The organism is Acinetobacter sp. YH12151 (genome assembly GCF_013418355.1).
In the GTDB taxonomy this organism is placed as follows: Bacteria; Pseudomonadota; Gammaproteobacteria; order Pseudomonadales; family Moraxellaceae; genus Acinetobacter; species Acinetobacter pseudolwoffii.
This window is the reverse complement of sequence record NZ_VPCG01000004.1, coordinates 42,812-59,634: the sequence shown is the minus strand read 5'-3', so window position 1 is coordinate 59,634 and position 16,823 is coordinate 42,812. Positions and strand designations below refer to the sequence as shown.

The 16,823-nt window shown below is 44.2% G+C and carries 18 protein-coding genes; 6 read left to right on the top strand and 12 right to left on the bottom strand.

The window, feature by feature from the left end:
* Positions 1 to 10: 10 nt before the first annotated feature.
* From FTU82_RS02470 to FTU82_RS02445, 6 genes are all read right to left on the bottom strand, one after another.
* Positions 11 to 649, bottom strand: coding sequence for a MotA/TolQ/ExbB proton channel family protein (locus FTU82_RS02470; protein ID WP_005097334.1), 639 nt, complete (start codon positions 647 to 649; stop codon positions 11 to 13).
* 33 nt (positions 650 to 682) lie between these two features.
* Positions 683 to 1,570 carry a ParB/RepB/Spo0J family partition protein gene (locus FTU82_RS02465; RefSeq protein ID WP_005097335.1) on the bottom strand — a complete coding sequence of 296 codons (888 nt, stop codon included), beginning with the start codon at positions 1,568 to 1,570 and terminating at the stop codon, positions 683 to 685.
* Positions 1,567 to 2,349: a ParA family protein gene (locus tag FTU82_RS02460; RefSeq protein WP_005170377.1), complete on the bottom strand. Its 783-nt coding sequence runs from the start codon at positions 2,347 to 2,349 to the stop codon at positions 1,567 to 1,569. Before FTU82_RS02460 ends, FTU82_RS02465 begins: the two co-directional genes overlap by 4 nt.
* Before the next feature lie 25 nt (positions 2,350 to 2,374).
* On the bottom strand, positions 2,375 to 3,007 hold the full coding sequence (gene rsmG / locus FTU82_RS02455) for a 16S rRNA (guanine(527)-N(7))-methyltransferase RsmG (protein ID WP_005097338.1): 633 nt from the start codon (positions 3,005 to 3,007) through the stop codon (positions 2,375 to 2,377).
* Between the two features lie 85 nt (positions 3,008 to 3,092).
* Positions 3,093 to 3,782: an N-acetylmuramate alpha-1-phosphate uridylyltransferase MurU gene (murU, locus tag FTU82_RS02450; protein WP_180001295.1), complete on the bottom strand. Its 690-nt coding sequence runs from the start codon at positions 3,780 to 3,782 to the stop codon at positions 3,093 to 3,095.
* Positions 3,783 to 4,796: an aminoglycoside phosphotransferase family protein gene (locus tag FTU82_RS02445; protein ID WP_180001294.1), complete on the bottom strand. Its 1,014-nt coding sequence runs from the start codon at positions 4,794 to 4,796 to the stop codon at positions 3,783 to 3,785.
* Positions 4,797 to 4,917: 121 nt separating this feature from the next.
* Here FTU82_RS02445 and FTU82_RS02440 point away from each other — a divergent pair, with 121 nt between their 5' ends.
* Positions 4,918 to 7,371, top strand: a complete 2,454-nt coding sequence (locus FTU82_RS02440; protein ID WP_180001293.1) for an LPS-assembly protein LptD — start codon at positions 4,918 to 4,920, stop codon at positions 7,369 to 7,371.
* Positions 7,371 to 8,678 (top strand): peptidylprolyl isomerase, encoded by a 1,308-nt coding sequence (locus FTU82_RS02435; RefSeq protein WP_180001292.1) that lies wholly within the window; start codon positions 7,371 to 7,373, stop codon positions 8,676 to 8,678. The genes FTU82_RS02440 and FTU82_RS02435 overlap by 1 nt, the downstream gene beginning before the upstream one ends.
* 119 nt (positions 8,679 to 8,797) lie before the next feature.
* On the opposite strand, the gene hfq is transcribed toward FTU82_RS02435, so the two are convergent.
* The 4 genes from hfq to tsaE form a co-directional block, all read right to left on the bottom strand.
* Positions 8,798 to 9,331, bottom strand: coding sequence for an RNA chaperone Hfq (gene hfq / locus FTU82_RS02430; RefSeq protein WP_005097347.1), 534 nt, complete (start codon positions 9,329 to 9,331; stop codon positions 8,798 to 8,800).
* 93 nt (positions 9,332 to 9,424) lie between these two features.
* The gene (gene miaA / locus FTU82_RS02425; RefSeq protein WP_180001291.1) at positions 9,425 to 10,369 is read right to left on the bottom strand and encodes a tRNA (adenosine(37)-N6)-dimethylallyltransferase MiaA; all 945 of its coding nucleotides are present in this window, start codon (positions 10,367 to 10,369) and stop codon (positions 9,425 to 9,427) included.
* 6 nt (positions 10,370 to 10,375) lie between these two features.
* A complete protein-coding gene (gene mutL, locus FTU82_RS02420; protein WP_180001290.1) occupies positions 10,376 to 12,352 on the bottom strand; it encodes a DNA mismatch repair endonuclease MutL in 1,977 nt (658 codons plus the stop codon).
* Positions 12,342 to 12,821: a tRNA (adenosine(37)-N6)-threonylcarbamoyltransferase complex ATPase subunit type 1 TsaE gene (gene tsaE / locus FTU82_RS02415; RefSeq protein WP_005097351.1), complete on the bottom strand. Its 480-nt coding sequence runs from the start codon at positions 12,819 to 12,821 to the stop codon at positions 12,342 to 12,344. The genes mutL and tsaE overlap by 11 nt, the downstream gene beginning before the upstream one ends.
* Before the next feature lie 125 nt (positions 12,822 to 12,946).
* Here tsaE and FTU82_RS02410 point away from each other — a divergent pair, with 125 nt between their 5' ends.
* The 3 genes from FTU82_RS02410 (at position 12,947) to FTU82_RS02400 (ending at position 14,858) form a co-directional block, all read left to right on the top strand.
* Positions 12,947 to 13,855 (top strand): pseudouridine synthase, encoded by a 909-nt coding sequence (locus FTU82_RS02410; protein WP_005097353.1) that lies wholly within the window; start codon positions 12,947 to 12,949, stop codon positions 13,853 to 13,855.
* Positions 13,856 to 13,969: 114 nt separating this feature from the next.
* Positions 13,970 to 14,317, top strand: a complete 348-nt coding sequence (locus tag FTU82_RS02405) for a type II toxin-antitoxin system RelB/DinJ family antitoxin (RefSeq protein WP_005097354.1) — start codon at positions 13,970 to 13,972, stop codon at positions 14,315 to 14,317.
* A gap of 97 nt (positions 14,318 to 14,414) precedes the next feature.
* Positions 14,415 to 14,858 (top strand): N-acetyltransferase, encoded by a 444-nt coding sequence (locus FTU82_RS02400; protein WP_159516028.1) that lies wholly within the window; start codon positions 14,415 to 14,417, stop codon positions 14,856 to 14,858.
* Between the two features lie 39 nt (positions 14,859 to 14,897).
* Here the strand turns inward: FTU82_RS02400 and FTU82_RS02395 are convergent, their stop codons facing one another.
* Positions 14,898 to 15,608 carry a pseudouridine synthase gene (locus FTU82_RS02395; RefSeq protein ID WP_005097357.1) on the bottom strand — a complete coding sequence of 237 codons (711 nt, stop codon included), beginning with the start codon at positions 15,606 to 15,608 and terminating at the stop codon, positions 14,898 to 14,900.
* 139 nt (positions 15,609 to 15,747) lie between these two features.
* On the opposite strand from FTU82_RS02395, the gene FTU82_RS02390 reads away from it, so the two are divergent.
* Entirely contained in the window at positions 15,748 to 16,200 is a 453-nt protein-coding gene (locus FTU82_RS02390; RefSeq protein WP_005097358.1) for a DUF441 domain-containing protein, read from the top strand.
* A 272-nt stretch (positions 16,201 to 16,472) separates the two neighbouring features.
* Here FTU82_RS02390 and FTU82_RS02385 read toward each other — a convergent pair whose 3' ends face one another.
* Positions 16,473 to 16,799 (bottom strand): gamma-glutamylcyclotransferase family protein, encoded by a 327-nt coding sequence (locus FTU82_RS02385; RefSeq protein WP_005097359.1) that lies wholly within the window; start codon positions 16,797 to 16,799, stop codon positions 16,473 to 16,475.
* Positions 16,800 to 16,823 lie beyond the last annotated feature (24 nt).

The window sequence follows — 16,823 nt, the reverse complement described above, 5'->3', positions numbered from 1 at the left end:
CATCCGCCTCCTAGCTGGCTTTTTGCATATCTTGGTCTATATCTGCAATATTGCGATAAAAAAGATCCGCATGAAACAAGGTCGCCTGCTGTTCAAGCTCCGCCACATATTCCTGAACCAGTCGCTGGAAGTAACGATGGGCAAAAAGTGCCGGAATCGCAATCAGCATCCCGGCTGCTGTGGTAATCAAGGCTTTGGAAATACCTGGCATCATCAATACCGGATCACTCCCAGTCCCCACATCGATCATCAGAAAAGATTCGATAATCCCAAGCACAGTCCCCAACAAACCCAGCAATGGCGCCACAGCACTTAAGGTTCCCAGAAAGTTAATATTCTTTTCCAGATAACCAATTTCCTGCGATGCCATCACTTCCATTTGTGCACGGGCATACTGTTCGCCCTGCGGCTTGCTGGCATAGCCTGCTGCAAATACCCGGCCTAAAGTACTGTGCTTCAATTCTGTACTTTGTTGAATTTTTTGCATGACTTGTGATGCATTTTGCACTGGACTCATCAGAAGTGTAGACGGAAGTACCGCTTTCCTCTTCAGGCGAATCAGGCGCTCGATCGAAATCGCCAGCATAAAGATAGAACACAAGACCAGTGGCAGCATGAGCCAGCCACCCGCTTTAACCAATTCCCACATCTAATTTATTCCCCAATAAAAAAAATATATAAATTATTCATCTTCTAAAATAGAAAGAATGCCATCCAGCTCTTCTAAAGAATGATAACTAATGACTAATTTTCCTTTACCTTGTTTGTTATAGTCAATTTTCACATCAGCACTGAAACGCTCTGAAAGGCGCTGGGTCAATTGCTGAATATCCGGTGCAAGCGCTTGTTTTACTTTTTCTTGTTTAGGTGCATTAAAATCACGGACTAACTGCTCGGTTTGACGAACAGATAGACTTTTTTCAATCACGATATCAGCGACTTTGAGCTGGTCTTTTGCCTTCAGTGTTAGAATCGCACGCGCATGCCCCATATCCAGCAGGCCTTGCTGCATAAAGTCTTTCACTTCTTCAGCCAGACTGAGCAGGCGAAGTAAGTTACTGACCGTAGTACGTGCCTTGCCGACTGTGTCTGCAATTTCCTGATGGCTTAAACCAAATTCTTCATGGAAACGTTGCAGAGCCATGGCCTGATCAATCGGATTCAGATCCTGACGTTGGATGTTTTCAATCAGAGCCAATGCAATCGCGACCTGATCCTGAAGTTCGCGCACAATCGCAGGAATTTCAGTTAAACCTGCCAACTGCGCTGCACGCCAACGACGTTCACCGGCAATAATTTCATAAGGATAGCGTTCATCATCGACCGGACGAATCACAATCGGCTGCATAATGCCGTGTTTTTCAATCGATGCCGCCAGCTCTTGCAAGTCTTGCTCGTTGATATAACGGCGCGGCTGGTATTCACCACGCTTGAGCAGGTTCACATCAATCTGTTTGAGCTGACCATGATCAAGACCTTGGGCTTCCATCTGTAATTTTTCTTTTTGAATTGAGCCTAGCAAGGCATCCAAGCCACGACCTTTAGCGAGTCCACGTTTCTTGACGGTCATGCTTTACTTCCTTTTTTCACTTTGCTTTTCTTTAATACTTCAGCTGCCAGATTTAAGTAAGCAACTGCACCCTTTGAGCTTTTTTCAAAATAAATCACCGGCAAACCGTGTGCTGGTGCTTCAGCCAGACGAATATTGCGTGGAATCACGGTGTCATACAGTTTTTTACCGAAATATTGTTCTAATTCTTCAGAGACATCACGGGTCAAGGCATTACGCGCATCATACATGGTACGTAATACACCGACTATTTGCAGGTCTGGATTCAATGCTTGCTGAATCCGATCGATGGTCTGGGTCAAATCAGCCAGACCTTCCAGTGCATAATATTCACACTGCATCGGAATCAGCACACCATCAACCGCTGCCAAAGCATTCACTGTAATCAGGCTCAGACTTGGCGCACAATCAACAATAATATAATCAAATGACTTTTCGACTTCTTGCAATGCATCACGCAGGATGAATTCACGTCCTTCTTGATCTGCAATTGCCAGCTCAACCCCAGCCAGATCACGGTTGGCACCCAGAACCTTATAACCGACCTCTGCCTTGGCGATCGCCGTTTCAATCGGCACTTCACCCAGCAATACATCGGTGACCGAATAGAGCAAGTCATTCTTTTGAATGCCCGACCCCATGGTTGCATTGCCTTGCGAATCCATATCGACCAGCAAAACGCGCTTTTTTAACACAGCTAAAGATGCCGCCAAATTTACTGCGGTTGTGGTTTTACCAACACCACCTTTTTGGTTTGCAATCGCAATAATTTGTGCCATGTTGCCCCCAATCCCTTTAAAATTCTTAAATACGTTTTAATAGCAGTAAATGACGCTGTTCGTCTAAGCGCGGAACTTTAAGTTCAATAATCTCACAACTAAATTCATTTTTTAAAGCAGTGACTTCATCTTCAGGAATTAAGCCTTTCATTGAGGCAATAATGGTCTGTTCATGCATATACGGTTTAGAGGCATCCACAAAGTCAGTCAGAGATGCAAACGCACGACTGGTAATCACATCAAATTGACCCAGCTCGTTAATGCTGTCTTCATTTTCTACACGCGTTTGCACCGCAATGACATTTTTAAGTTTCAGATCGGCAATAAACTGCTTCAGGAAACGAATTTTTTTACCGTTTGAATCGAGTAATACACATTCACGCTCAGGCTGACATAAAGCAATGATCATACCTGGCATACCGCCACCCGTACCGATATCGAGCAGACGGCCCGCTGGCAGATCTTTTAGAATGCTGAGACTGTCCAGCAGATGCTTGACCAGCATTTCTTTCGGATCACGGATCGCAGTTAAATTATATGCTTTGTTCCACAGCACCAAAGCGTCCTGATACTTGAGTAATAAATTCAAAGCTTCTTCAGATAGCTCTAAACCCAAAGCTTGGCTACCCTGCTTTAGTTCTTGAAAAAACATGTGCATAAACAATCTACGCTCGAAAAAGTTAGGTGGAAGTATACCGTTTTCTATATCTTGTCATAGTAGGCAGTGCTTAGTGAATATTCACTTAAACAGACTTAGCTTCACGGATTGCCAAATCTAGTGCCGTTAAACGTTCAGGCGTACCGACATCTACCCAAATACCTGCCAGTTTAGAGGCAACCACTTGATGATTCAGCATCGCTGCCTTCAATAAAGGTGCCAAAGGACGCTTTCCAGCCTCTAAGCCTTCAAACATTTTTGGACTGATGACGGATATACCGCTAAAAGTCAGGTTTTCACCCTCGACCTGTTGATCGAAGGTATAAGCCTTCCCTTCTGCAAGGGTGAAATCACCCTCTGGATGTTGCTGCGGATTTTCGACCAACACCAGATGTGCCAAATTATCGTTCAGATCAACATCTAATAAAGGTGCAAAATCCATTGTGGTCCAGACATCACCATTTAATAGGATAAAAGGCTGATTACCCAAAAGCGGCAAGGCATGAATGATCCCGCCTGCCGTTTCCAGACCTTCACCTTCATGTGACCACAGAATTTTTACGCCAAACTGTGAGCCATCACCCAGGGCTTCTGCAAGTTTCCCACCCAGCCAGGCCGTATTGATCACAATTTCAGTGACACCGATTGCCGCCAGTTTTTCTAGATGCCAGACGATAAGTGGTTTGCCACCGACTTCAAGCAAGGGTTTCGGGGTATGCAAAGTTAAGGGGCGCATACGATTACCAAGACCTGCGGCCAAAATCATCGCTTTCATTTAGGCAGCCACCTCATAAGAGCCATATTTGGCTTCAAAAGCCGGCATCACTCGGTCACGCATAAACTGCATGAATGGCTGAAGTTCAGTATAAGCTTTTGATTCCTCGAGCAGATACCACATCACACGTGGTAAGTCCTTGAGATAACCTGACTTGCCATCACGTTCAAACAGACGTACAAAAATACCTAAAATCTTGATATGACGCTGAATCGCCATCATGTCGGCATCTTTTTTAAACTGTTCAAAGTCACGCTCTTCTTTAGCAGATGCTGGCAACAAGTCATAAAAGTTTTTGAACCAGCGATACACACGGTCGGCATTCCACTGCACATAGGCATCACGGGTAATCGAAATCAGGTCATAAGTATCCGCACCAATCACGGCATCCTGAAAATCAATCACACCGAGTTCGGTTTCATTTTCGATTTTCATCAAATTCCGGCTATGAAAATCACGATGCACAATGACCTGAGGTTGTGCCAAAGCAGCATTGGCCAGAATTGCAAAGGTACGCTTGATCAAGGCTGATTCTGCCTCTGTGGGCTGTACCTTTAAAGCCGGCAGCATCCAGTCGGTCAGCAACTCCATTTCCGAGATCAGCTTTTCATAAGAATAGGCGGGGAATTGCCCTTCTCCCGGAATGGATTGCAGCTGAATCAGCTGTTTAAAGCTTTGCTCATAATAGGCATCTACAGTCTCATCATTCAGCAGATTAGACAGCAGGACATCACCAAAGTCTTCCAGAAGTAAAAAACCATTCTTCAAATCTTTTGCGACGATATGCGGAACACGCACGCCATGAGCATCAAAAAATTCATCAATCGTCACAAAAGGCACACAATCTTCTTTTTCTGGTGGTGCATCCATCAACATAAATGTTTTATTATTCAGCTTGATTCGTGCATAACGACGAAAGCTGGCATCACCTGCTAAAAAATGAGTTTCAAATTGATCTGAACCGAGTACAGAGGCAATCCAAGATTGTATCAATTGTTCGCGTTGTGTATTCATTTGCAATTAATTCTAATACAGGCTGAGTTTTTAAAGTGCTAAGTGTAGCTACTTATCAACTTTTTCTCTATGATGCGACAATAATTAATTGCGATAAAAGCATGATTGGTTAATGAGACAAATGAAGCATCACTTTAAAATCAACCCTCTAGCGACTGCGATCTTAACCCTTTTATGTGGCAGCTCAGCCTCAAGCTATGCTGCATCAACTGTCTCATCCGATGTAAATGCAGAACAACTCAAACAGCGCATTAATGAGACCTATCCAGGTGAAGCCTTCTTTTCACAATACTATGTCGATAAATCCTCGGCTGAAGCGCAGCAACGTCAGGGACAGTATTTAAGTTCGGCTTATTGTGAAGGTGCCTGGGTCACCCCGATCGCTCCAGATGCAGCGACTATTGCGCCAGACCAAGCCACCTCGACCATTACCGCCGATTATGGACATTACGATCCGGCAGGCGACTCCTATCTGGAAGGCAATGTGGTTATTGATCAGCAAGGTCGTCAAATCCGTGCCGAACGAGTGACCATTGATCAGACCCAGACCTATGCCAAAGCAGCAGGTCAGGTACAGTTAGCACAAGGCGGTCTGATCTCACAAAGTGATGATATTAACTATAATTTAAAAACCCAACAGGGCGATTTAAACAACAGTTTCTATATTGCAGAGCAGCAACATGCCCACGGTCGTGCAGAAAAGATTGCCAAAACATCGACTGATACGATAGAACTGGAAAATGCCACTTACTCTACCTGCCCGCCTGAGCAAAAGCCGACCTGGAAAATACAGGCAGAAAAGATCAAGCTGAATCAGGAAACCGGACGTGGTGAAACCCGCAATACCAAACTGTATGTCAAAGACGTTCCGGTATTGGCAATCCCTTATTTCAACTTCCCGATTGATGACCGCCGTACTACCGGCATTCTAACGCCAACTTTTGGTTTTACCAATGATGGCGGACTTGAACTCGGTGTTCCTGTTTATCTGAATTTGGCCCCACAGTATGATGCTACCCTCACGCCGCGCTATATTGGTGATCGTGGTGCCATGCTAGATGGCGAGTTCCGTTATCTGACAGAAAATTATGGTGAAGGTAGTATCTGGGGTGGCTATCTACCTTCGGATGAAAGTTATGATAATGAGGATCGTAAAAGCTTACATTACTTGCATAATTGGCAGATCAACGATCAGTTCTCGACCAATCTGGAATATAACTACGCCTCAGACAAAGATTACTTTGCCGACCTGGACAATAACCCGAACTCAAAAACTGACTTGAACCTGCGCCGCGCTTGGGAAGTCAATTATAAAAATGGTATTCCCGGCTTAAAGGCACAATTCAAAGTCGAAAATTTCCAGACACTCGATCCCACTGTACTGGATGAAGATCGTCCTTATGCACGTTTGCCGCAGCTTTTAGTCAATTATAAAACTGGCAATCCACTCGGATTACAGCTTGAGTTTAATAACGATACTGCTTATTTCCAGAAAGACCTGAGAAATTTTGCTGATATCCTTCAAAATGATGACAAGATTTATCAACCAAGTGGCACCCGCATCTATAACGACTTTTCGGTGCGTTATAATCACTATAACCCGTGGTCGTTTTTTATTCCGGAAGCATCTGTACGCAACATCAATACCTTCTATGATGAGAAAACCCGAGACCGTGGTGGTTCTAGTGAAAGCCAGTCCATTGTGGTGCCACAATTCACGCTGGACACCGGCTTAATTTTCGAAAAAGAAGGTACCTATTTACAGACCTTAACGCCTCGTCTGTTCTATGCCTATTCACCTTATGAAAACCAGCAGAATCAACCTAACTTTGACTCAGTCGTCGCTTCGATTAATTATGATCAGCTTTTCAGTGCGCGTCGCTTCTATGGCAACGACCGCCTGGAAGACAACAACTTTGCCTCTTTAGGTCTGAGTTATAGCCTGTTTAATGAAGAAGGTCTGGAACGCCTACGTGCGAGTGTCGGTCAAAGTTTCTTCTTTGAAGATCGCCGTGTCACACTGGAAAATGATGCAGATGAATTCGACCGTGAAAGTCATACTGGCCCTGTAATTCAACTGACCAGCCAGCTGTCAAATAATGTTCACATTAATCTGAACTCAAGCTGGATGTCGAATGGCCAAAATGCTGAGCGCGATCTGCAGGTTTATTATACCGGTGAGCAAGGCAATCTATACAACGTCGGCTATTTCTATCGTAAAGACATTCCGAACCGTCAGAAGAGCTATGATCATGTAGTGGGTTCATTTATCCAGCCGATTGCCAACAACTGGCGTCTGGTAGGACATGCGCAGTTTGACCTCGACAATAGTGTCGCACGAGAATATTTACTTGGCGTGAACTATGAGTCATGCTGTTGGGGAGTTTCTGTATATGGTCGTTCATATTACAATGACTTAGACAACGTTAATGATTCAAACGTCAAAGCCAAACGCGCTATTATGGCCGAGGTCAGCCTGAAAGGCTTAGGTGGGTTAAGCAGCAAACTCACCTCATTACTAGAAAATCGCATTCTAGGTTTTAACAATATCAATCAAACTTGGACAGAACGTTAATGAAGACAAAACAGTTAAAACAAATTTTTAAAGCGACTGCACTTGCGCTATGCCTTTCTTCAGCGATGACGACGTTTGCTGTTGCCCAACCTAAAGATGAAGTTGTAGCTGTGGTCGACAATAGTATCATTCTGCGTAGTGATCTGGCTCAAGGTGTGGCCGAGATTTCTCATCAGCTGCAAAAGCAAAATCAGACAGTTCCACCCCAACAATTTCTTGAGCAACAAGCCTTAGAGCAGCTCATTATTCGTCAGGCACAACTTGAACAAGTTAAACGCTACAATATTCGTCCCGATGAAAAATCCCTGAATGACGCAGTACTGAAAGTTGCCCGTGATTCGGGCTCAACCAGTCTGGAAGCTTTCCAGCAAAAACTGGATGCCATGGCGCCCAATACCTATGCTTCTTTACGCAACCGTATTGCGGAAGATTTAGCGCTGAATCGTTTACGTCAACAAGTCGTGACTTCACGGATTCAAATCACAGACCAGGATGTTAAAAACTTCCTAAATACCCCGCAAGGTCAGGCTTTACTCGGCAGCCAGGTACATGTGCTGCATTTACGTGTAAGCGGCGAAAATGCGGAACAGATTGCTACACAGGTAAAGCAAGAGCTGAATACCAGCAATGATATTCAGGCGATCAGCAAAAAATACAGCACTGGCGGCATTAAAGTCGAAGCTGCTGACATGGGCGTGAGAAGCCTGTCAGAAATTCCGGCAGAACTGGCTGCACGTGTCACGACCCTACAGCCAGGTCAAACCTCTGAACTCATTCCGGTTGCTGATGGGGTACATGTACTCAAGCTACTAGAACGTAAAGGTGGCGAACAAAAAGCCCTGGTTCCTCAATACTTGACCCGTCACATCCTGATTCAACCCTCTGAAGTAGTCAGTCCGGAAAATGCCAAACAGATGATTGACAGTTTATATAGCCGCCTGCAACAAGGCGAAGATTTTACTGTTTTAGCTTCAACCTTCTCCAATGATACCGGTTCAGCACGTGATGGTGGCAGTCTTGGCTGGGTAAGCCCTGGGGTAATGGTGCCTGAGTTTGAACAGCAAATGAAAAGCACCCCAGTGGGGCAGTTCAGTAAACCGTTTCAATCCCAGTTTGGCTGGCATATCCTGCAAGTCAGCGAAACACGTCAACAGGATATGACAGAGGAATATCAAGAACGTATGGCCCGTCAATTACTTGGTGAACGTCAGTTTGATGCCGAGCTGGACAGCTGGTTACGTGAAACACGTAGCAATGCCTATGTAGAAATCAAAGATCCACAACTGGATCCTAAACGTAATCGTTAAGCCCAGATCCATTTTAAAAAGCCAGCGCTAGATTGCTGGCTTTTTAATTTTTATCCATGCAAAACTTACAGGCATAAAAAAACCTCTCGATGAGAGGTTTTTTTAATTTTCAGACTCGATTAACGATTATTTTCGTCGTCTTGAGTATCTTCAAATTTAGTATCGTTGTCAAAGCCAGCGCCTTGACCACCAAAGCCACCTTGACCACCGAAGCCAGCGCCTTGACCGCCACCGAAGCCGCCTTGACCACCAAAGCCACCACCTTGACCACCAAAGCCAGCGCCTTGACCGCCACCGAAGCCACCTTGACCACCAAAGCCAGCGCCTTGACCGCCACCGAAGCCACCTTGACCACCGAAGCCAGTGCCTTGACCGCCACCGAAACCACCAGCAGCACCTTGACCGCCAAAGCCAGCACCTTGTGGACCAGCAGGCGCACCAGCAGGACGAGGATTACGTGCAGGCACTACAGTTGAAATTGCATGCTTATAAACCATTTGGCTTACTGTATTTTTTAATAAAACCACGTATTGGTCGAAAGACTCGATATGACCTTGTAATTTAATACCGTTTACCAGGAAGATAGATACTGGGATACGTTCCTTACGGAGAGAATTCAAGAATGGATCTTGTAAAGTTTGACCTTTAGACATGTTATAACTCCAAAAAAAAATTAAAAATCAGCGCAAAAACTATCTCTATTTTTCAATTAAAAATTATAAAAAAGATAGTCCCTAAATTTTGCTTTATCCGTGACAGTTTCGCAAGTCTTGTTGAGCCTGCTGTAGCGTAAAATATGTTGTAAATTTATGCTTTTCTTGCAAAGACCTCAGCCACGTATATTGACGTTTTGCAAGTTGTCGTGTCGCAAATAAAGCTTTATCCTCCATTTCCTGTTGCTTTTCCTTGGTTTTGTCAGCATTTTTTAAGAATTCTATAGCTTGACGGTAACCTACCGAACGCATAGAAGGTAGATTTTCATTAAAATCGTATTTTTCAATTAAACTAACAACTTCATTTAAAAAACCGTTTTTCCACATCATTTGCAGACGTTGTTCAATACGCCCGTGTAATTCTAACCGATCTGGCATAAGTGCATAGTTATAAAAACTGTAACGATATGGTAAGTTTTTAGGTTGTTCTGCCTGTAGTTTTGTAATCGGCTCACCAGTCAATTTAAAAACTTCCAAGGCTCGAATAATGCGCTGCTTGTCGCTAACCTTGAATTTTTCACCGGCAATCGGATCGACTGCACATAATTCTGCATAAACCGCTTCCCAGCCCTCCTGCTCACCCTTGGCTTCAATCTCTGCCCGGATAGCATAGTCTGCACTTGGTAGGTTATCTGACAAACCTTCAAGCAAGGCCTTAAAATACAGCATGGTTCCGCCAACCAGAATCGGGGTTTTACCACGCACATGAATATCATCAATCAGGCGGCAAGCATCTTCGACAAAGTTGGCTGCAGAATACACTTCAAGTGGACTAATAATATCAATCAGATGATGCGGATAGCGCGCCAGTTCCTCTTTAGAAGGTTTGGCTGTACCAATGTCCATTTCCCGATAAACCAGTGCAGAATCGACCGAAATCAGCTCAAATCCCCCTTGCTCATACAGTTCACATGCCAAAGCGGTTTTACCACTTGCAGTTGGCCCCATTAAATTGATGACCGGCAATTGATTGGACATGTAAAACTACTCTCCTCGAGCAAAAAGTTTGTCTAGTTTATTCAATGGAAAAGCGCGCCAAGTCGGACGGCCATGATTACATTGACTGGCAAATTCGGTTTGTTCCATCTGCCGTAATAAAGCATTCATTTCAGACAAACTTAGGATACGATGCGCTCGCACTGCACCATGACAGGCCATTCCCGCCAAAATTTGGTCACGCTTCTGCAATAGGCTTTGTGCTTGATCCCCCGGATCTAAATCATTCAATAATTCAGGAATCAGGGCATCAAAATCCGCCTTGTGTAGAATAGCCGGCACACCACGTACAATGACTTGCTCATCACCATACTGATCAATTTCCAGACCCAAACGTGCGAGTTGCTCTTTCAGCTCTTCTACCCGCATCGCCTGCATCCGGCTAATGTTTACGACCTTTGGAATCAGTAGTTGCTGTGACGTCCAGAATTCAGGTTTATCCCAAGCCGATTTCATTTGCTGCAAGACAATCCGCTCATGTGCTGCATGCATATCCACAATGATCAGCCCTTCGGTATTTTGTGCCAGAATATAAATCCCATGTAACTGGGCAATCGCAATCCCGAGTGGATGTTCATCGACTTTGGCCTGTATATGACTTTGCAAGGCTTGCTCTGCAACTTGTGGCTCATAGGCAGACGCTTGATCACGCAGCGGTGCCAGATAGCTTTGCAGGGCATTATTCAGCTGCTGCGAGCCTGCATAAGACGCATTATAGTCTCGCGCATAATGTACCGTTTGCGGCCGCGAAGATTCAAAGTCGGTCAGGACATCCGATGCCTCATTTTCATCTTTAGCAGCTACAGGTAGGTTAGAGGATAATTGCTGCTGCGCATGCGCAGTCTGGTGCAGGCTAAACTGTTCCTGATAACGCGGTTGCGGTACAAGTGCAACAGGTTCATCATCAACTTTCATCGCAGTTGCTAAATCAGCAGTTGCCGTCTGGAATTGTGCCAGAGTTTCTTTGGCATAATGCCGTACAAACTCATGTACTTCACGCTGATTCAGAAAGCGAATTTCATGCTTAGTGGGATGGACATTGACATCAACATTTTCAGGATCAACTTCTAAAAACAGCAAATAAGCCGCATGTTGATGGCCATGCAAAATGCCATCATAAGCCATCCTCAAGGCATGAGAAATGGTTTTGTCTTTGACAATCCGGCCATTGACATAGACATATTGCAAGTCGGCCTGTGCACGCGCATCTGAAGGATGACCAAGCCAGCCTGATAAACGCATGTTTATACTGTCAGCATCGATCCAATAAGCATTTTCAGTGAACTGACGACCCAATAACTGCTGTACCCGCTGGAAACGTAAAGCACCGCTGTCCGCCACGGGTAAATTCAGCTTGATGCTTTCATTATGTTCCAGCACAAACCGGATATCAAAATGCGTCAGTGCCATACGGCGTACAATTTCTTCAATGTGGCCAAATTCAGTGCCCGGTTTCTTTAAGAATTTACGCCGCGCAGGCACATTAAAAAATAAATCCTGAACCCGGATATGCGTCCCTTTCGAAGCCGCGACCGCTTGAATCTGCTGATGATCAAAAGCCGTACCGTTTACTTCTACCTGATAACCAATGCCATCCTCATTTTGACTGCTGATCATGGTCAGGCGTGAGACTGCTGCAATCGATGCCAGCGCTTCTCCACGAAAGCCTAAACTGCTGATCGCATACAGCTCATCGGCACTCTGGATTTTGCTGGTGGCATGACGCATGACGGCCAATGCCAGATCTTCAGCATGAATACCACGGCCGTTATCCATAATTTCAATTAAGGTACTGCCACCCTGTTCCACCCGGATGATCAGCTCGGTCGCACCCGCATCAATCGAGTTTTCCAGTAATTCCTTGACCACGGATGCCGGACGTTCAATCACCTCACCTGCAGCAATCTGGTTGGCCAGCGCAGGATCAAGGGCACGGATACGGCGTAGACTTAAATCATTCGACATGTGAAAATTGACGCTCCAAAGCCTCTCGCAAAGCAAGATTAGAGGAAATCAGGCTTGCAGTACGGGTCAGTTCATCTTCAGATTTTAAAATTTCAATAATCAGGTCAGCTTGCGGAATTTCATCGCCACCTTTGGAGGGCCATTCAAATAAAAATAGCGCATTCGGAGTTTCCAGATAATCCCGGATTCCCATCAATTCGAGTTCATAGGGGTCATTCAGACGGTACAGGTCAAAGTGAAAAATATCCTGCCCATTGATCTGATACGGTTCGACCAGCGTATAAGTCGGACTTTTCACCGAACCTTGATGACCCAGCTGTTGCAAATAATAGCGCGTTAAGGTCGTTTTTCCTGCCCCCAAATCACCGATCAGATATACGACTCCCGCAGGGAAATTTTCGGCCAGAACCTTGGCCAGTTTCTGGGTATCGTCTTCATGATTTAAAGTGACATTAAATGAATAAGGCATATTACTCACGACATGATGCAAAAGAATAAATATGATAGCATCGCCACGCTTTAAAAGCCTATTCACCTGTGTGAGAAACTGTATTTTTTCACCATTTCTGTTTCTGAGAGGTTGATCTGCCTGCCATGCATCCGACTGTTGAGTTTAATCCGCCCATGTTAAATGGGGTCAGTGCCAGTAAAGTGTTCTTGCAGGATAGTCTAGATGCACCCCCGACAGTTTTTGCTTATTTATGCACGCAATTTGCGCATATCGCAGCAGATGAATGGCAAGCCCGTTTCGCCAAAGGTCTGGTCTATGATGCGCAGGGCCATCAATTAAGCACAGAAAGTCCATTTCAGGCCAATAGTCATTGTTTTTATTATCGATTTTTGGCACATGAAGTGCATGTTCCTTTTCAACATCAGATTTTATTTGAAAATGAGCATTTCATGGTGATCGATAAACCGCACTTTTTGACCATGAGTCCGACCGGTCAGTATGTACAGGAAACCTTGCTGGTTCGTCTCAAAAAACAAACAGGCAATGAACATTTAACACCGATTCACCGGCTAGACCGTGAAACGGCCGGCGTGGTTCTCATTTCAAAATATGTAGAATCTCGTGGCCTGTATCAACAGATGTTTGCCACACGGCAAGTGCAGAAGACCTACCATGCGATTGCAGCATACAAGGCTGATTTAGAATTTCCATTGATCACACGATTAAGAATGGAAAAAGGTCAGCCCTTCTATACCATGCAGGTGGTCAACGGCGAAGCCAATAGCGAAACGGCAATCCAGCTGTTAGAACATAATAAAGAATGGGCCAAATATGAACTGAAACCACACACTGGCAAACAGCACCAATTACGCGTGCACTTGAATCATCTCGGTATTCCAATTCAGAATGATCCGTTTTATCCACGGATAGCGCACAAAGCCGAAGATGATTTTTCTGCCCCTTTAAGCTTATTGGCCCAACATATTCAATTCATCGATCCGATCACGCAGAAAAGCATGAATTTCAGCTCCAGACTTGAATTGACACTGTAAATCGCTTGTCATTACAGATTATTTTCTAAAATCGGTCGCTTTAAGATTGAATTTCAAACGTAATTGATTAGAATAAAGGCGAAAAGTTAAGTAATTTAAAGCTTTAAAAATATTATGAGAAAAACTGAAGTTTATCAAATTCGCTTGGACTCGCAAGAGAAGAAACAAGCCTTTGCGGTATTTAAGCAATTGGGGATTACGCCAGCTCAGGCCGTGCGTCTTTTTTTCAAACAAGTGGTGATTACCAAATCGATCCCCTTCTCGATTGAAAACCAGAATATTAATCTGGAACAACTGATCCGACTGCGCAAACTGAAGCAAAATGAGATCCAGAATGGGCAAAGCAGCTTGCCAAATTCAACACTCAATTCTCTGGATGATCAGGAAATCCAGCTCGATGATGATCATCTGGATTTATTTGAAGAACTGAATGCCATTTTAGGTGAAAGCGACAAAATTTAACATTGTTGCATTTCCGAACAATTTCTAAAGCCGGCCACTGACAAACTTCGCTATGCTTGATGCTGATAATGAATAAAAAATTAGCATGGAGGATGCAATGCTCGTACGACGCGCTCAATCAGCAGACCTGAATCAGCTTGCGATATTATTCGATGAATATCGACAATTTTATGGCACCTCCTCTAACCCCGAACTCTCCTACCAATTTTTAAAACAACGTTTTGAAGATGGACAGACCGTCATTTTCATTAATACCAAAGATGATACTTTTACCGGCTTTATTATCCTGTATCTGGGTTTTTCTTCGGTGGCCTGCTCGACCTATTATATTCTGGATGATGTCTATATCACCCCGATATTTCGGCGTCAGGGTGCAGCCAGACAACTGATTGATACCGCAATTTTATTTGCCAAACATGAACAGGCCTTAAGAATTAGCCTGGAAACCCAAAAGAACAATTACCAATCGCATGAATTGTATGAATCTATGGGATTTATTAAGGATAATGAGTTTCAGACCTATCATTGTTTCCTGAGATAAAATCTGATCGTTCAAATAAACTTGAGAAGAATAACTCAATTATTCTTCTGAACGGAATTTTGCCAAAGCCACCTGTTCTGCATTTAAATAGATCCATTCTCCTTCAGCCAGCTCAGGCAGAGCCAAAGCACCAATTTGAGCACGATGCAATTGCTCGACTTTATTTCCGACGGCTGCCAGCATGCGTTTCACCTGATGATATACCCCTTGATGAATGCTCATTTGCAGACGGCTTTCAGACAGACGTATCACTTCAGTGGCTGCAAAAATACCTTTTTCATTGCGTAGCTCAACGCCTTGTTCCAGTTGCTGTAGCTGAGCATCAGTGACTGGATCTGCCGTTTGCATTTGATAAACTTTGGCCACATGTTTTTTCGGATGTGTTAACGCTTGCAGAAACTGGCCATCATCAGTCAACAATAACAGTCCGGTGGTGTCCTGATCCAGACGACCCACGCATTGAATGCCACGATTCAGCAGCATCTCATCAAACAGATCAAACACACTAAAATGATGCGTGGCCTGATGCGAACACTCATAGTCCTGCGGTTTGTTTAAAGCGATATAGACTTTCTCTCGATAGCGATGGGCCTTGCCATAGACCTCGAAGTCTAAATCATTCAAATCCAGTTTATGTTTAGGATGATCAATCACTTCATTCTGGATAGAAACAGCACCATTTTTAATCAATTGCTGACAATGCTTGCGGGAACCGAAACCTTGTGACTGCAACATTTTTTCCAATAGCATCTGCTTAAACCTGTATCGCGTGAAGAGTTGTGCATTCTATCCTGAAACACACCTAAATTGATTGCTTCGCTTATTTTCTTCGTATCACCAGCTGAAACGCTCTACAATGGTGGCATTTTCCATGTTTCCTCTCCCGCCCATGTCACAACTCGATTTAAATTTGATGGTTCTTTTGGTATTACTGGCCTGTGGTATATTCAGTCACAATAGTGCTGTCACCATCGCTGCAGCGGTACTGATTGTTCTTAAAATTACCCCACTACACGACCTGTTGCCTTATGTACAACAACATGGTTTGAATATTGGAATTATTATTTTAACCATCGGGGTATTGGCACCGATTGCGAGTGGCAAAATTGCCGGAGAAAGTATTCTCAAGTCATTTCTCAGCTGGAAATCTTTACTGGCCATTGCCATTGGTGTTTTTGTGGCTTGGCTCGGTGGCCGCGGTGTGAAACTGATGTCGAATCAACCGGATATTGTCGCGGGCTTATTGATTGGTACTGTAGCAGGTGTGGCGGTGTTACGCGGCGTACCTGTTGGGCCGCTGATTGCAGCCGGGATTTTATCTTTATTGATTGGTACACAATAGATTCAAATCATCAGCACGCATCACCAGTATGCAAAGATTTCTCAAAAATACATCACATGACCTATAATATGCAGGTCATCTATTGATTACCTTGCACCAAGCTTTAAAGCAGTGTTTCAAGCTTGCTCAGGATATGTCATCAGATCAACGGAAGATTCATCTTGGTTGTAAGCTTTCCAAGCTAAAATAAAAGCGATACAAAAAAATAGAATGATCTTTAACAAGCTGTGACCTGATAAAAATTTGAAATTTACTGCATGACAAATCCGAGCCTAATCTTTTAAGGCATAAACCAAACTTTCTATCATCTCGCCATTTTCCAAATATACTTTAACCGGAATCCGTTGATATTCATCACCTTCAAACGCATCCAGCTCTTCCCAATATTGGGGAAGATGCTCAGATATAAATACATAACCCTGAACAGTCTCGCCCGAATCACTGAGCTGAATGCCCGGGCTACCAAATTCAGCCCCCCAGCCACGCTGTTGCAAATGCCCACGGATATAAGCGGCTTTCCAGCTTCCCCCAATCCGCTCCATGACATGGGCATTGGGTTGCTGCGGACGAAGCGTGCCGTATACGAATAAACTATGCATCTTAAAAGTTCTGAAAGATCATTT

What these genes read in the sequence shown, in the direction of transcription:
- tsaE (WP_005097351.1), bottom strand. Translation starts at nt 12,821, where the DNA reads ATGCCTTATTCATTTAATGTCACTTTAAATCATGAAGACGATACCCAG.
- FTU82_RS02395 (WP_005097357.1), bottom strand. Translation starts at nt 15,608, where the DNA reads ATGCTATTGGAAAAAATGTTGCAGTCACAAGGTTTCGGTTCCCGCAAG.
- FTU82_RS02460 (WP_005170377.1), bottom strand. Translation starts at nt 2,349, where the DNA reads ATGGCACAAATTATTGCGATTGCAAACCAAAAAGGTGGTGTTGGTAAA.
- rsmG (WP_005097338.1), bottom strand. Translation starts at nt 3,007, where the DNA reads ATGCACATGTTTTTTCAAGAACTAAAGCAGGGTAGCCAAGCTTTGGGT.
- FTU82_RS02400 (WP_159516028.1), top strand. Translation starts at nt 14,415, where the DNA reads ATGCTCGTACGACGCGCTCAATCAGCAGACCTGAATCAGCTTGCGATA.
- FTU82_RS02470 (WP_005097334.1), bottom strand. Translation starts at nt 649, where the DNA reads ATGTGGGAATTGGTTAAAGCGGGTGGCTGGCTCATGCTGCCACTGGTC.
- FTU82_RS02465 (WP_005097335.1), bottom strand. Translation starts at nt 1,570, where the DNA reads ATGACCGTCAAGAAACGTGGACTCGCTAAAGGTCGTGGCTTGGATGCC.
- FTU82_RS02435 (WP_180001292.1), top strand. Translation starts at nt 7,371, where the DNA reads ATGAAGACAAAACAGTTAAAACAAATTTTTAAAGCGACTGCACTTGCG.
- FTU82_RS02405 (WP_005097354.1), top strand. Translation starts at nt 13,970, where the DNA reads ATGAGAAAAACTGAAGTTTATCAAATTCGCTTGGACTCGCAAGAGAAG.
- murU (WP_180001295.1), bottom strand. Translation starts at nt 3,782, where the DNA reads ATGAAAGCGATGATTTTGGCCGCAGGTCTTGGTAATCGTATGCGCCCC.
- hfq (WP_005097347.1), bottom strand. Translation starts at nt 9,331, where the DNA reads ATGTCTAAAGGTCAAACTTTACAAGATCCATTCTTGAATTCTCTCCGT.
- FTU82_RS02385 (WP_005097359.1), bottom strand. Translation starts at nt 16,799, where the DNA reads ATGCATAGTTTATTCGTATACGGCACGCTTCGTCCGCAGCAACCCAAT.
- FTU82_RS02440 (WP_180001293.1), top strand. Translation starts at nt 4,918, where the DNA reads ATGAAGCATCACTTTAAAATCAACCCTCTAGCGACTGCGATCTTAACC.
- miaA (WP_180001291.1), bottom strand. Translation starts at nt 10,369, where the DNA reads ATGTCCAATCAATTGCCGGTCATCAATTTAATGGGGCCAACTGCAAGT.
- FTU82_RS02445 (WP_180001294.1), bottom strand. Translation starts at nt 4,796, where the DNA reads ATGAATACACAACGCGAACAATTGATACAATCTTGGATTGCCTCTGTA.
- FTU82_RS02390 (WP_005097358.1), top strand. Translation starts at nt 15,748, where the DNA reads ATGTCACAACTCGATTTAAATTTGATGGTTCTTTTGGTATTACTGGCC.
- mutL (WP_180001290.1), bottom strand. Translation starts at nt 12,352, where the DNA reads ATGTCGAATGATTTAAGTCTACGCCGTATCCGTGCCCTTGATCCTGCG.
- FTU82_RS02410 (WP_005097353.1), top strand. Translation starts at nt 12,947, where the DNA reads ATGCATCCGACTGTTGAGTTTAATCCGCCCATGTTAAATGGGGTCAGT.